Raw genomic sequence first — 14796 nt, 5'->3', positions numbered from 1 at the left:
CTGTGTCTGTGGTTTCGGTTGGTGTTTCGTAGGCCATAGGTGTGTGTTTCAGGCGTGCTTGCTTGATTGGTGGGGTCGGGGGTGGGTTGTTTCTCGTTTGGTGGGTGGTTCGTGTGTGGTGTGTGGGGTGGTGGTTTGTGGGGTGGGGTGATTGTCGGGTTGTGGGTGGATGGGTTCGTTCGTGGTGTTTGGAGTGGGGGTGGGTTTCGTGTGGGGGGTGGGGGGTGTTGTGTTCGGTATGGAGCCGAGAGAGTTGTGGGGTCGTCATGCGGTGTTGGCGGAGGCTTTTTGTGTGGGGGATGAGCGGGTGAGGGAGGCGCAGGCGCGGTTGGATGAGGCGCAGGCGGATCGGTTGCGGGTGTTGGCGGCTTTTGCGGTGACGGTGGGGAGTGCGGGGGCGGTTGCTGATTTGTTTGGTTTGAGTGAGCGTGAGGTGCGGGTGGCGCGGCGGACGGTGGGGAAGGAGGATGCGCGGGCGGTGGCGGATGAGTTGTTGTCGGCTGCGGCGGCGTCGGCTGTGTCGCGGGCGTCGGCTGGTGTGTCGGGGGCTGGTGTGTCGGGGGCTGGTGGGGTTGTGGGGGATGAGGGTGTGGGGGGTGAGGGTGCTGTGTCGGAGTCGGGGTCGGTGGCGGTGTCGGAGTCGGTGTCGGGGTCGGGGTCGGTTGTGGGGTCGGTGTCGGAGTCGGTGGGGGTGTCGGGGGCGGTGGGTTCGTCGTCGGGTGGTGTGGGTGAGGGGTCTGGTGGGGGTTTGGGTGGGGTGGGGGAGTTGGGTGGGGGTGGTTGGGGGGCGTTGGATGCGGTGTTGGTGGGGAGTTGGCAGACGGGGGTGGATTTGCGGGATTTGGCTGTGGAGTTTGGGCTTGATTTGGGGCGGTTGAGGGCGCGGGCGCAGCAGTTGTCGGCGTTGGGGCGGTTGCCGTCTGGGGTGCAGGAGGGGTATGGGGGTCGTCATCGGCGGCCGGGTGGTGAGGTGTCTGAGGGGGAGTGGGGTGTTGGGGTGTCGCAGTCGGGGGGTTGGGGTGGGGTGTCGTCGGGGCAGGCGGTGTCGTCGGGTTGGTATCCGGGTGCGGGTGTGGGGGAGTCGGTGGCGGAGGTGGCGGCGTTGCCTGCGGATTGGGATCAGGCGTTGGCTGCGTGGGGGCAGTTCGCGGCGCCGTATGAGGAGCCGTCTCCGTCTCCTTCTGCGTCTCCGGCTGGTGCTGGGGTGGGGCAGCCGTGGGCCCAGTACCACCTGAGCTCGTGAGACACCCGAGCTCATGAGATACCAGAGCTCATGAGAGCCGCCTCGGCAGCCCGCGCCGCGCGAGCTGCCGAGGCTGCGGCGTCGAGAACCGTGCGGGCGACCGCCCCCGTACAAAACCCGGCACGGCGTGAGGCGCGAAACGGCGTGCGGAGCGACGTACGGCATGGTGTACGGAACGGCGTACGGCCCAGTGGTGGTTCGCGGAAATCGCAGGAGATCTTTGATGCCACGCTGGATCTGCTGGCGGAGAAGGGCTATGAGGGGCTGACCGTGGAGGGCGTCGCTCAGCGGTCCGGGGTCAACAAGACCACGATCTATCGCTGGTGGCGGTCCAAGGGAGCTCTCCTGGGCGCCGCGCTCACGGGCGCCCGCCGACTCGATCTCGAACCGTCCGACACCGGCAGCCTCGAAGGCGACCTCGAAGCCCTGCTCCGGTCGATCGTGACTCTCCTTACCGCCCCGCCGGCCTCCGATATTGCCGTCGCGACGCTGGGGGCGGTCACCCATAGCCCTGACCTTGCTGTGCGTGTGCGTGAGTTCTTCGCCGACCGGCTCGCCCGCGAGCAACCCGTCTTCGATCGGGCCATGGCACGCGGCGAACTCACCGCGGACGTCGACCCGATGCACTTGGTCGACCTGCTGGCCGGCGTCGCCTGGCTCTGTGTCGTACTCCGTCAACAGCCCATCGAGAAGGACTTCGTGTCCCGCGCGGTGAGCACAGTCCTGCGTGGGGCCGGTGCGGCCGGGTGACATGCGTGAGCAGGCTGTGCGTCTCCTGTCCGTGGTCCTGTGTCTCCGTGTCTCCTGTTCGTGGGGAAGCCCGGCGTGGTGTGGCTGCTCGGTGCCGGGAGCTGGGCGGGGACGCGGTGAGGCGTCCCCGCTTTCCGACCCGGAGGCGCGATTCGCTCCCGTTGTGATGCGACGTCTCAAGGGTGGTCCGGTCGTGGCTCCTTGTTCAGCACTGGGGCCGCTTACCGTGATTGGCGCCCTTGCGGCGCGCCTTCTTCTTACGGCGTCTCTTCGATGACATGACGTCTCCTCTCATCTCGCGGGGGCTTTAGCCGGACTTCTACCATTTCACATCGCTGCCTTACCGGCGCTCGCGAAACGGAGTGGCCGCCAATGAAGGGATAGGTAGTCGACGCGCCACACACTCCGCGGTCTCACCGTTGATGCGGAACCGGTGTCTGCCTCTGTTGTCCGCGCCGCGTAGTGAAATGCGCGGTTATGCAGCGGACTTCATGACTCCCGGTGCGGCCACCGACCCCGCAAGAGAGCCAGCCGAACCCAGATATAGCCGTCGGCACCGCCCCCGTAGTACGTGTCAGGGTCGCCGACTGCCAGATCGCGGCCCAAGGCGAAGCGGGTGACGAGGTCGGGATTGGCGATGAAGTGCGCGGCGAATGACACCGCGTCGGCGATCCCAGCCTCGATGGCGGCGTTCGCGGACGCGCGGTCGAAGCCGTTGTTCGCGATCAGGCGGCCCGCCGTCGGTAGCGTGCGATCGCGTCGATGTCGGGAGCGGCCTCCGGTGTGGAGCGGTGCCGACGCGTTGATCGACCTCGCGGCGAGGTACGGGGGACGGCGAAGGGGAAAGGGCGTCGGCGGCCGCGGAAGAATCCGTCGGTATCCTCCGTCGCCTTGGCGAGGCCGACCGGGCGCCTACGCCGCCGATATCGCGGAATCGCTGCAGACCGCGGCGGGGGACACAGCATGGTGGGCGACCATTCCTCCGCCGTGAGCCTGGAGCAATCCGTCACGGTGTTCCGGCACCCGTGCCGCCCGCCAAGCACTCCGGGGCATTCACCGGCGGATGGCGGGAGTCGGGACTCCCACTCGGTCGACTGACGGAAGCGGAGTGTTATTGATCAGCTGCGCCTGGTTAGGAGCGTCGGGGGTTTCGTGCTCGATTGAGCAGAAAGCGCTCATTTTTGAAAAACTCGCTCGGGAAGGCCTTAACGCTATTGACTTCTCCCGGGGGCGATCTTTAATGGAGGAGCAAATACACATATGAGTTGCATTTGCTCACTTGAGCAGCAGTTGCAGCGCAGTTGCTGCGGCAGATCCGGGGTACCCGCCTTGAGGCCCGACAGCCTCAAGGGCCGATCGTGCAGTTGCTTGAAGAGCCGAGAAAATGACCGCTGTGGCCGGCTTCGCCATCCCCCCCTGATGCCGAGATCATCCCGCGAGACACCGAAGTCGTCTCCCCTGATACCGAAGTCGCCTCCGCCTCGGTCGAATTGCAGGCGGTCCTGCGCGCCGCCCGGCAGGCGCGCACCTTCACCGAAAAGTCTCTGCGTCGGTGGGGGGAGGGTGCGGAACTGATCGAAGCCGCCGTGCTGATCGTCTGCGAGCTGGCCACGAATGCCATCTGTCACGGCGCTCAGGAAACGGGACCGGGGAGCGAGCCGGGACCGGAAGCGGCATTCACCCTCCGGCTGGCGCTGCAACCCGAGGTGCTCCACATCGAGGTGCGTGACGGATCCGCGGTCCTGCCCGTCCAGCGAGCGGCCGGACGGGAAGACGGCTGCGGGCGCGGGCTGCTGATCATCTCGGCACTCGCCGAGTCCTGGACCTGCGGACCGGATCCCGACGGCGGAAAATGGGTCCGCGCCTCACTCTCGCGCGTGGCCGACGCCCTCATGGGCTGATGTGCTGGGGCGTGGCACTGCTGAAGGACGGCGGTGAGAGCCGGATGATGACGCGTCCGAGGGCCAAGGCCGGTGCCCGCGCGCACCACGCGGGTCCGGAAGAACTGGTGCATACGGCCGCCATGGCCCGGATGTTCTATCTGGAGGGCAAATCCAAGACCGAGATAGCGGAGGATTTCGGTATCAGCCGTTTCAAGGTGGCGCGGACGCTGGAGGCCGCTGTCCGTGACGGCTTGATCCGGCTCGAAATCCGTCTGCCGACCGAACTCGACGCGGAGCGGTCGGATGCCCTGCGCATCCGGTACGGCCTGAGCCACGCCCTGGTGTTCCGCTCGCAGACCGATGACCCGGACGGCGCCGCGCTGGTCACCCACCGGCTCGGCGCGGTCACGGCGGATCTGCTCGCCGAGATCGTCACCGACGGCGATGTCCTCGGGCTGGGCTGGGGGCCCGAGATCGATGTGCTCGGCCGCGAACTGACCCGCTTGGCCCGGTGCACAGTGGTGCAACTGTGCGGTGTGACCCCGCTGCAGCCGGTGGACGCCAACGTCGTGGACGCCGTGCGACGGGCCGCCAGGGTCGCCAGAGGCGCCGCCTACGCCATCTACGCACCCCTCCTGCTGCCTGATGGCAAGACAGCCCGGATGCTTCGCCGTCAGCCGGGCATCGCCGAAGCTGTCGGCCGGTTCAGCCAGGTCACCAAGGCGGTCATCACCGTCGGGGGATGGGGCCCGGGGCTGTCCACGGTCTACGACGCGCTCAGCGAATCCGAGCGCGAGGACTACCGGCGCCAAGGGGCGTGCGCCGAAGTGTCCGGTCGGCTGCTGAATGCCGAGGGGCAGATTGTCGCCCCCGAATTGAGCGAACGGATCATCGCCATCAGCTTCGACGAACTGCGCCGGGTGCCCGATGTGATTCTCCTGGCCGACGGCGCCGAGCGGGCCACCGCGACCTCGGCGGCCCTGAAGACCGGCTTGTTCAACGGACTTGTCACGGACACGGCCGTGACGGAGCACCTGCTCGCATGACGTCGCCCGGCCGGAGAAGAACGCGGCGGCTCACCGCCGGCCGTACCGCTCTGGTGACCTGTGCCGCGCTGCTGCTCGTCGCCGGCTGTGCCGGATGGGGCCAGGGCGGTGCCACCGGCGGGGACGCCGAATCGGTGAACGTCCTCATGGTGAACAACCCCCAGATGCTCGATCTGCAAAAACTGACGCAAAGACATTTCACCCGGCAGACCGGCATCAAGGTCAACTACACCGTCCTGTCGGAGAACGACGTACGCGACAAGATCAGTCAGGAGTTCTCCAGCCAGGCCGGCATCTACGACGTGGCGTCCATCAGCAACTTCGAGGCACCCCTCTACGGCAAGTTCGGCTGGCTGGCCCCGTTGGACGACACCGTCGCCAAGGACTCCGCCTTCGACCAGCGCGACATCCTCACCCCCGTCCGGGAGGCCGGTTCGCGCGTCGTGCAGACGCGCTGTGGGGGCTGGCCGCCTGGGCCACCGGGCTGCTCTTCTTCCTGCCCGTGGCCTGGATGGTCCTGACCTCCTTCCACAGCGAGTCCGACGCCGCCACCAATCCGCCCTCGATCACCGCCCCCCTGACCCTTGAGGGCTATCGTGAGTTCTTCGGCACCGCCACCGGGACGAGCCGCTGGCCCGCGCTGGCCAACTCGGCCTCGGCCGCCATCGGATCGACAATGCTCGTACTCGTCCTCGCGATCCCGGCGGCGTACGTTCTCTCGATCAAACCGGTACGCAGGTGGTCGGACGCGATGTTCTTCTTCCTGTCCACGAAGATGCTGCCGGCCGTCGCCGGCCTGCTGCCGGTCTACCTGGTCGCCAAGAACACCGGACTGCTGGACAACCTCTGGCTGATGGCGGTCCTCTACACGGCGATGAACCTGCCGATCGCGGTGTGGATGATGCGCTCGTTCCTCGCCGAGATCCCCGTCGAGATCCTTGAGGCGGCGGCCATCGACGGCGCCGGCCTGCCCACCGTCCTCCGCCGCATCGTCGCGCCGATCGCAGCCCCCGGAATCGCCGCCACCTCCCTCATCTGTTTCCTCTTCAGCTGGAACGAGATGCTGTTCGCCCGCGTACTCACCGGCGTCCGCTCCATCACCGCACCGGTCTTCCTGACCGGCTTCGTCACCAGCCAGGGCCTGTTCCTGTCCCAGGTCTGCGCCGCGGCCTTCGCCGTATCACTGCCGGTGCTGGCAGCCGGATTCGCCGCCCAGGACAAGTTGGTACAAGGTTTTTCGATGGGAGCGGTCAAATAGATGGGAGCGGTCAAAATAACGGCCCGTGTCATCGACAGAACGACGCAAGACGACCCGGACAGGCCACTGCCGGACAGCCGTTGCCCTGTCAGTCCGTTGCCGGACGGGCCGACGCCGGACAGCCGATGTCACCCGGCACATGTCCGACGCGTCGACGTCACGACAGTCTGCTGATGTTGCGGCGGACCTTGTTCACGACATCGGCCGGCAGTGTCGCGTAGCCCTGGAAGGTGAGGTCTTCCTGGCCCTTCTTGCCGGCCATGAAGGTGAGGAAGGCTTTGGTGGCCGGCCAGGTCTCGGCTTTGTTTCCCTTGTTGCAGACGATTTCGTAGGTGACCATGTTGATGGGGTATGAGCCGGGGGCTTTGGTCGCGTAGTTGAGATCGAGGGTGAGGTCGTTTCCGCTGCCGATGGCTTTGGATTCGGAGATCGCCTTGGAGGAGCTCAGCACATTGGGGTCGACGGGGGAGTCGGCACCGGTGTCGATCGCGACCGTGGGAATCTTGCGGGCGAGCGCATAGGACACTTCGACGTAGCCGATCGCGCCCTTGGTCTTTTTGACCTGGTCGGCGAGGCCCGAGGAGCCCTTCGCGGACTCGCCGCCTTTGGCCTTCCACTCCTTGTCGTGCGAATGCGGCCAGGCGCTCGGCGCGGCGTCGTTGAGATAAGAGGTGAAGTTGTCCGTCGTGCCGGAGGAGTCGGAGCGGTGGACCGCCTTGATGGGCGTCGCCGGCAGTTTGGTGCCAGGGTTGAGTTTCGCGATCGCCGGGTCGTTCCAGGTGGTGATCTTCGCCGTGTAGATATTGGCGAGTGTGGGGGCGTCCAGGATCAGTCTGCTGACGCCCGGTAGGTTGTATGCGACGGAAATGGGGCCGCCGAGCATCGGCAGATGTACGGCGCGGCCGCCGCCTTTGCAGACGCTCCTGGACTTGGTGATCTGATCGGTGCTCAAGGGCGAGTCGGAGCCCGCGAAGGCGGTTTTGCCCTCAAGGAATTCGGTCTGGCCGGTTCCGGACCCCGTGCCCTCGTACTCGATCCGGGTACCGCGACAGGCCCGCATATAGCTCTTGATCCAGGACTGCATCGCATATTCCTGGGCGGTCGAGCCGGAAGCCTTCAGGGTGGCGGACTTGCCGCACTGGATACCGCCGGCACCAGGGGTGGTCGTGGGGGTGGCCTCGGTCGGTGTCCCGGAGGGGGCGCCGTTGTCCGCGCCGCAGGCCGTCAGGGCCAGGGCGCCGGCGGCGACCGCCGAGCCGGCCGCCAGGGTCCGCAGCCCGCTCTTGCACTGACGCTTCACTCTGCCGTGCTCCTTCCTGCGGACGGCCGGGGGCCGGCGCAGCAGAGGGTTCGTTGTGTGCCGCGTGAGCATTACGGCGTACGTGTGTGGCGGTCCGCCTGGCACTGGCGATCACTATAAGCAGTCTATTGATCGCTACCAGTAATGAGGTGTGCGTTCTCGGGTGGTTGCGTTACTGGGTATCGAGTTCGCCCAACTGGCCGACGAGCCTGCGCCATATGTGCCGACGGGCCCCGATCCTCGGGTGGGCGGGCTCGGGTGAGGGTAAAGGCGTGTTCGCCCCCACGGGCGTCGCCCATCAGGGCAGCGCGAAGACGGCGGCTCAAGCCTGACGCGGCGTCAGCTGAGCCGGGCTCGGCCGCCCGCTGCGCGCCGGCAGCTGGGTGCGACAATGCGCTGGCGGTGCGACCTGCCGACGAGCGGGCGGCACTGCGCCGGGAAGCGTGGACGCCATTGCCGGATGTGCGTACAGCGTCATGGCGCGGTCATGGTGAACGCCGCGTAATGGGGTGACGGGCGGTGAGGAATCTTGCTATTCGGTGCGTCCCGATTCGGTGCCCGGGGCGTCTGCCGGATACCTGGTGGTCCAGGTGGCTCCGCACCGGCAGGAGGAGAGCTCGACCAGTTCTCCGTCTTCTGAGGCGCTCAGGCTTTGAATGAGGCGGACGTGCACATGCGTGCTCATGCGGACCGCTTTTCGTAGGGGGAAGGGGCAAGGCGGGCGGTGTGAGGGGGTGGTGGGAAGTGTCCTTATCGTGGGCATATAGCCGTCGATGCGGTCAATGACCCAAGTCACACTCCGGACCAGGTCACACTCCGGACCAGGTCATGCTCCGGACCAGGTCATGCTCCGGGCCAGGTCATGCTCCGGGCCAGGTCATGCTCTGGGCCAGGTCAACGCTCCGAGGGCGGCCGCGCCTGCGCCGCTCCGCGCTAGGTGACCAGGACGGCGACCCCGGTGATCCGCCCGGCTGCCAGATCCGTCAGGGCCTCGTCGGCCCGCCGCATCGGGTAGGGCGTGATCCGCACGCTGGGGCGCCGCCGCGCGGCCTCGGCGAGGAAAGCGCGGCCGTCCTCGCGGGTGTTCGCGGTCACGCTGCGCACGGTCCGGTCCTGGAACAGATGCCGGGCGTAGTCGAGCGAGGGGATGGTGGTCAGATGGATCCCGGCGATCGCCAGCGTCCCACCGCGGTCCAGCGCCTCCAGCGCCGTCGGCACCAGGCTCCCGGCCGGTGCGAACAGGATCGCGGCATCCAGAGCCCGTGGGGGCGCGCCGGCACCTGCGGAGGCCGCACCCAGCTCCAGTGCCAGTCGCTGCGCCTCGGGGGAGCGGGTGACGACGTGCACTTCGGCGCCCCGGGCCATGGCGAGCTGGGCGGTCAGATGCGCGGAGGCCCCGAAACCGTAGATACCGAGCCGGCCGCCGGGCGGCAGGTCGGCCCGCTGGAGTGCCCGGTAGCCGATGATCCCCGCGCACAGCAGGGGTGCGGCGTCCTCGTCGGGCCATCCTTCGGGGAGCCGGTAGGCGAACCGGGCGTCCACGACCAGGTGGTCGGCGAATCCGCCGTGGATGTCCCAACCGGTGTAGCGGGAGTCGGGACACAGGTTCTCCCGTCGTGTGCGGCAGTAGCGGCATCGGCCGCAGGTCCCCGCCAGCCATGCGGCCCCCACGCGGTCGCCGACCCGGAAGTCCTGGACGGCGGACCCGGCGGCGGCCACCTCGCCGACCACCTCATGGCCCGGCGTGCAGCGCGCTTTACGGGGCGTCAAATCCCCCTCGGCCAAATGCAGATCGGTCCGGCAGACCCCGCAAGCGCGCACCCGCAGCAGCAGTTCCTCGGGGCCGGGCTCGGACAGCGCGCGCCGTACGTACCGCAAGGGAGCGGAGGCGATCGGCGCCGGGCGCTCGACCACCCAGGCGGCTGTCGTCTCCGGAACCGCGGGTACTGCCCTCACCTCGCTCCCGCCGTGCGCTCAGTCCCTCCGGCCCGTACCGGTTGTCGGCCGAGCGGCTTCGGCGACGGTCACCTGGGCGGGGCGGAGCAGATGGTCGCCGACCCGGTATCCCAGACGCAGTATCTCGGCGCAGGCGGGTGGCTCGCTCCGCTCGGCAGGGGCGCGGGCGCCGGCAGCCGCGCGGGTGTCAGCCGACGGCTGAGGGTCGGTGGGCGTCTGCCTGTCGGTGGGCGTCTGCGTGCCGGCGGAAGTGCCTGTTTCGGTGGGCGTGCCGGAGCCGGTCCGCGCGTACGCGGCCGGGGCGGGCCCGCGCGTGTCGGCCGGTGCGTAGGCGTACGAGAGCGCCTCGTGTACGCGTGGGTCGAACGTCTCGCCCACCGTACCGAGGGGCTCCAGCCCCAGCGCCGCCAGCTCGGTTTCCAGCACCTCGGCGACGCGCTGGAAGCCGCCGGTCACCTCGCCCTGCTCTCTGGCCTCGGCGAGGGCGTCGAGCACCGGCAGGAGCCGGTCGAGCACATTGGCCACGGCGATCTGGCGGACGGCCAGCCGGTCGCGGCGTATCCGCTTGCGGTAATTGTCGTATTCGGCTTTCAGTCTTTGCAGGTCGGCGGTGCGTTCACGCAGTTCCTCGCGGAGCTCCGCCTCGTGAGACGACGACGGCTGTGGGGTGGTCGTGTCGCGGCCCGAGGACCCACCGCCCGCCCGGCCGGTCCGCTCCTCGCCATGGGCGGCACGGTCGGGGAGCGCGTCCGGGCCCGCCGGGCCGTTGCCCGCACCACCCGGGACGACCACCAGCTGCGGGCGGGTGCCGCCGCGGTCGTCGGTCGAGCGGTTCATCCCGTGCTTCCCTCCTGCTTGTCCTCATCGACGATCTCCGCGTCGACGACCTCCTCGTCGGTGCCGGTCGCCGCACCCGTCCTGGTCTCCTCCGCGCCGGACGTACCGGCCGCGCCGGCCTCGGCGCCCTGGGCGGCCTGCGCCTGCGCGTAGATGGCCTGGCCGAGCTTCTGGCTCACCGTGGCGACCTTCTCGGTGGCGGTGCGGATCTCGGCGGTGTTGTCGCCTTCGGCCTTGAGCTTCTCCCTCAGTTCGCCCACCGCCGTCTCGACCTCGCTCTTGAGGTCGCCGGAGACCTTGTCCTCGTTGTCCGTGAGGAACTTCTCGGTCTGGTAGACGAGCTGCTCGCCCTGGTTGCGGGTCTCGGCGGCCTCGCGCTTGAGGCGGTCCTCCTCGGCGTGCTGCTCGGCCTCGCGCATCATGCGGTCGATGTCGTCCTTGGGCAGCGCCGAGCCGCCGGTGACGGTCATCTTCTGCTCCTTGCCGGTGCCGAGGTCCTTGGCCGTCACATGCATGATGCCGTTGGCGTCGATGTCGAACGTGACCTCGATCTGCGGGACGCCGCGCGGAGCCGGCGGCAGACCGGTCAGCTCGAACATCCCGAGCTTCTTGTTGTACGCCGCGATCTCGCGTTCGCCCTGGAAGACCTGGATCTGCACGGAGGGCTGGTTGTCCTCGGCGGTGGTGAAGATCTCGGACCGCTTGGTCGGGATCGTGGTGTTCCGCTCGATCAGCTTGGTCATGATGCCGCCCTTGGTCTCGATACCGAGGGACAGCGGGGTGACGTCCAGCAGCAGGACGTCCTTGACCTCACCCTTGAGGACACCGGCCTGGAGGGTGGCACCGATCGCGACGACCTCGTCGGGGTTGACGCCCTTGTGCGGGTCCTTGTTCGTCAGCGTCTTGACCAGCTCGGTCACCGCGGGCATCCGGGTGGAGCCACCGACCAGGATCACATGGTTGATGTCGGCGACCTCGATCCTCGCGTCCTTGATCGCGTTGTGGAACGGCGCCTTGCACCGCTCCAGGAGATCGGCCGTGAGCTGCTGGAACTGCGAGCGGGTGAGCTTTTCGTCCAGGTGCAGCGGGCCCTCGGCGGAGGCGGTGATGTAGGGCAGGTTGATCGTGGTCTCGGTCGCCGCGGACAGCTCGATCTTCGCCCTCTCCGCGGCTTCCCGGAGCCGCTGGGTGGCCATCTTGTCCTTGGACAGATCGACGCCGTAGGCGTTCTTGAACTGCTTGGTCAGATGGTCCACGACCCGCTGGTCCCAGTCGTCGCCGCCCAGGTGCGTATCGCCGTTGGTGGCCTTGACCTCCACCAGTCCCTCGCCGATCTCCAGCAGCGACACATCGAAGGTGCCGCCGCCGAGGTCGAAGACGAGGATCGTCTGGTCGTTCTCCTTGTCCAGGCCGTAGGCGAGGGCGGCGGCGGTCGGCTCGTTGATGATCCGCAGCACGTTCAGGCCCGCGATCTCGCCGGCCTCCTTGGTCGCGGTGCGCTGGGAGTCGTTGAAGTACGCCGGGACGGTGACGACGGCGTCCGTCACGTCCTCACCCAGGTACGCCTCGGCGTCGCGCTTGAGCTTCTGCAGCACCCGGGCGGAGATCTCCTGCGCGGTGTACCGCTTGCCGTCGATGTCGCCCTTCTCCGGGAAGCGCCAGTCCGACTCGCCCACGTGGCGCTTGACCGACCGCGCGGTGCGCTCGATGTTGGTCACGGCCTGCCGCTTGGCGACCTCTCCCACCAGCACATCACCGTTCTTGGCGAACCCGACCACCGACGGGGTGGTCCGGGCTCCCTCGGTGTTCGCGATGACCGTGGGTTCACCGCCCTCCAGCACGCTGACCACCGAGTTCGTCGTACCGAGGTCGATACCCACTGCACGTGCCATGGCCCTCTCCTCACCTTGCGGTCCACTCCCGAAGCGGTCCCGGCCCGGGGGCGGTGATGGCTGTGGTGTGCCAGCGCATACACCGGCGCACCCGTCACCGTCCGGCGGTTCCCGGAGCCGGGTGCCCCGAGTCCTCGGACGTCCTCGCGCAGGCCCTCTCACCTGCTGTCCTGAGAGCGAACCGCCCGCAACCTTCCTCCAAATTTCCTCCGTAATCTGCATAAAACGCGCCGACACGCGTGTCAAGGTGATCAAATTCGGCCCAAAAGTGGTGTGCGGGTGGTCCTTGTCGTGTGCGACAGCCGCCGCCGGGTGGGGACCGGGACCGACGATCGTCGGCTGCCGAAGCGCCCGCACCGTGATCTCCGCGTCGGTCTCCGTGCCGCGCCGAGCTCCACCGGCCGTTCGGGCCGCTGGGCGCACCCCGCGCACCCTGCGCACCCTGGGCATATGGGCGGTGTGACCGTCGGCGGGACGGCGGAGCGCGAGGACCTGCTGGCAGCGGGCGTCGTCAAGGCCGTCCAGGGCACCGGCGCCCACGCCGGGAGCATCTTCCTCCGCTCCCGCGACCGCCGCTCGATCGTGCTCGCCGCGACCTGTGGGGTGCCGCCGTCCCTGCTGGGCGGTTGGCGGCTCATCCCGGTGAGCAGCCCCATCCCGGTCGCCGAGGCATACCGCTCCGGCCGTACCGTCCACCTGGCCGACGCCGATGCGACGGTGCGGCGCTTCCCCCAGCTCGCGATGGCTCTGCCGCTCGCCTTCGGCTCCTGCTCGGTGCCGGTGGGCACGAGTGAGGAGATGTTCGGGGCGCTGGCGATCGTCTGGTCGGCGGCACCCGGCTCGGCGGGACTGTCCAAGGCCCAGCGCCGCCATCTGCGCCTCACCGCCAACCGGCTGGGCGCATCCCTCGCCGAGCTCCGCGCCCGTACGGGGGATCCCGTCGCATGCGAACCGGAGACGGTTCCCGTCGAGAATCCGGCTCCTGCCGCGTCGGCCGCCGTCCGGGTCGGCTTGTTCGACTGGGATCTCCGCGCCGGAACCCTCACCGGGGACAGCGAGTTCTGCGCGATCTTGGGGCTCGACCCCGTTGGCTTCGACGGAAGCGCCGACACGCTCGCTTCCCGCCTCCACCCCGGCGACAGCGCCGCCTTCCGTGCCCTTGCCCGCGCGGCGGCCACCGAGGGCCGGGTCGGGGCGCACCGCCTGCGCGTACGAGGCGACCGGCTCGGCGGAGCCGCTGAGCACGGCGAACACGGCGGCGACCTGTACCGCACGATCGAACTCCGGGGCCGCGTCCCGGAAGTCGCCGACGACCGGGCAGGCACCCACCTCGTCGGTGCGGTCGTCGACGCACCGTCCGGCAACGCGGCCGTCGCCGCGATCGAGCGGCTGCGGGACGGACTGTTCTCCCTCGCCCCCGACGGGCGGGTCACCTACGCCAACCGCAGCCTTGAACAGCTGCTCGGCGTCCGGCAGGAGCAGCTGCTCGGGCAGTGCCTCTGGGACGTCCTGCCGTGGCTGTCCGATCCCGACGTCGAGTACCGGCACCGGTCCGTGATGCTCTCGCAGACGCCGACGTCCTTCCTCGCCTGCCGCCCGCCCGACCAGTGGCTCGCCTTCGCCCTCCATCCGGACCCGGGAGGCGTGACCGGGCGAGCGGTGTCCGTAGGACAGGAGCCCCCGGCCGTCCCGTCGGCACGTGTGTGCTCGGCTTCGACGAGGTCCATCGGTTCACGGCCAAGGACCGCAGCGTCCTGACCGCGCTCGCCGGGCTGATCGCCCAGGCCCTGGAACGAGCGCGGCTCTACGACTCGGAGTTCGCCCTCGCCCGTGGCCTGCAGCAGGCGCTGCTGCCGCACCGGCTGCCGGTGATCCCCGGCATCCACACCACGGCCCGCTATCTGCCCTCTACGAGAGAGATGGACATCGGTGGCGACTGGTACGACGTGATCCGCACCGATGGCGGAGTGTCCCTCGTCATCGGAGACGTCGAGGGGCACAGCATCCCCGCCGCGGCCACCATGGCTCAACTGCGCAGCGCCGTACGGGCTTTCGCGGCGGTCGGCCACACACCCGGCGAGGTGCTGGCGGGCGCCAACCACACCCTCATCGACCTCGAACCCGGACTCCTCGCCAGCTGCTGCTACCTCCGCCTCGACCCCGGCACCCACCGTGGGCACGCCGTCCGCGCCGGCCACCCACCCCCCTCCTGCGCCGTCCCGACGGCACCACCTCCGTCGTGGACCTGGAGGTCGGCCCCCTCCTCGGTGTGGACCACACCAGCCACTACCCGCACACCCCGATCACCTTCCCACCGGGCTCCGTCCTCGCCCTCTACACGGACGGTCTGGTCGAAGAGCGTGCCGCCGACATCGACGTCGGTATCGACCGGCTGCGGACCTCCATGGCCCACGCCCGCGCCGACTCCCTGGACGAACTCGCCGACCGGCTCCTGCACGACGCCGGACGCTCCGCGTACCGCGCGGACGACATCGCGCTGCTGCTCACCGAGTACGCGTGAGTGATGTGGGCGTCCTCGGCTTGCATGCTCCGCACGTCCCGCTGCGCCGTGTACCTCCCGCTACGCCGTGCGCGCCTCGCTGAACCGTGCACACCTGGCGATCAACAGTC

At 68.8% G+C, this 14796-nt stretch carries 9 protein-coding genes and 2 pseudogenes; 7 read left to right on the top strand and 4 right to left on the bottom strand.

Annotation, left to right across the window (positions count from 1 at the left end):
- Positions 1–253: 253 nt before the first annotated feature.
- From K9S39_RS42690 to K9S39_RS01875, 6 genes and pseudogenes are all read left to right on the top strand, one after another.
- Complete coding sequence (locus K9S39_RS42690; protein ID WP_406708116.1) at positions 254–1243, top strand: hypothetical protein; 990 nt, start codon at positions 254–256, stop codon at positions 1241–1243.
- 144 nt (positions 1244–1387) lie between these two features.
- Positions 1388–1993: a TetR/AcrR family transcriptional regulator gene (locus tag K9S39_RS01895; protein ID WP_248861569.1), complete on the top strand. Its 606-nt coding sequence runs from the start codon at positions 1388–1390 to the stop codon at positions 1991–1993.
- Between the two features lie 1490 nt (positions 1994–3483).
- Positions 3484–3894 (top strand): ATP-binding protein, encoded by a 411-nt coding sequence (locus K9S39_RS01890; RefSeq protein ID WP_248861568.1) that lies wholly within the window; start codon positions 3484–3486, stop codon positions 3892–3894.
- A 47-nt stretch (positions 3895–3941) separates the two neighbouring features.
- A complete protein-coding gene (locus tag K9S39_RS01885; protein ID WP_248868559.1) occupies positions 3942–4922 on the top strand; it encodes a sugar-binding transcriptional regulator in 981 nt (326 codons plus the stop codon).
- Positions 4919–5353: pseudogene (locus tag K9S39_RS01880) on the top strand (extracellular solute-binding protein); the annotation flags it as partial. The gene K9S39_RS01885 and the pseudogene K9S39_RS01880, both read left to right, overlap by 4 nt.
- Positions 5354–5376: 23 nt before the next feature.
- Positions 5377–6180 (top strand): carbohydrate ABC transporter permease, encoded by an 804-nt coding sequence (locus tag K9S39_RS01875; protein WP_248868558.1) that lies wholly within the window; start codon positions 5377–5379, stop codon positions 6178–6180.
- Between the two features lie 157 nt (positions 6181–6337).
- Here K9S39_RS01875 and pstS read toward each other — a convergent pair whose 3' ends face one another.
- The 4 genes from pstS to dnaK all read right to left on the bottom strand — a co-directional run bounded on the left by pstS (position 6338) and on the right by dnaK (position 12165).
- A complete protein-coding gene (pstS, locus tag K9S39_RS01870; RefSeq protein WP_248861567.1) occupies positions 6338–7480 on the bottom strand; it encodes a phosphate ABC transporter substrate-binding protein PstS in 1143 nt (380 codons plus the stop codon).
- A 933-nt stretch (positions 7481–8413) separates the two neighbouring features.
- The gene (locus tag K9S39_RS01865; protein WP_248861566.1) at positions 8414–9436 is read right to left on the bottom strand and encodes a zinc-dependent alcohol dehydrogenase family protein; all 1023 of its coding nucleotides are present in this window, start codon (positions 9434–9436) and stop codon (positions 8414–8416) included.
- 18 nt (positions 9437–9454) lie between these two features.
- Positions 9455–10273 (bottom strand): nucleotide exchange factor GrpE, encoded by an 819-nt coding sequence (grpE, locus tag K9S39_RS42270; protein WP_319949522.1) that lies wholly within the window; start codon positions 10271–10273, stop codon positions 9455–9457.
- Positions 10270–12165, bottom strand: a complete 1896-nt coding sequence (dnaK, locus tag K9S39_RS01855) for a molecular chaperone DnaK (protein ID WP_248861565.1) — start codon at positions 12163–12165, stop codon at positions 10270–10272. Before dnaK ends, grpE begins: the two co-directional genes overlap by 4 nt.
- 450 nt (positions 12166–12615) lie before the next feature.
- Between dnaK and K9S39_RS43300 the strand changes: the two are divergent.
- Positions 12616–14686: pseudogene (locus K9S39_RS43300) on the top strand (SpoIIE family protein phosphatase).
- Positions 14687–14796: the final 110 nt, after the last annotated feature.

The sequence above is a fragment of the Streptomyces halobius genome (assembly GCF_023277745.1).
GTDB lineage: Bacteria > Actinomycetota > Actinomycetes > Streptomycetales > Streptomycetaceae > Streptomyces > Streptomyces halobius.
Note: the sequence above shows the minus strand (reverse complement) of the source record. Positions and strands in the feature narration are given on the sequence as shown.

Excerpts from the sequence above, each read along its gene's own strand:
- K9S39_RS01885 (WP_248868559.1), top strand. The coding sequence starts at position 3,942 with ATGACGCGTCCGAGGGCCAAGGCCGGTGCCCGCGCGCACCACGCGGGT.
- grpE (WP_319949522.1), bottom strand. The coding sequence starts at position 10,273 with ATGAACCGCTCGACCGACGACCGCGGCGGCACCCGCCCGCAGCTGGTG.
- dnaK (WP_248861565.1), bottom strand. The coding sequence starts at position 12,165 with ATGGCACGTGCAGTGGGTATCGACCTCGGTACGACGAACTCGGTGGTC.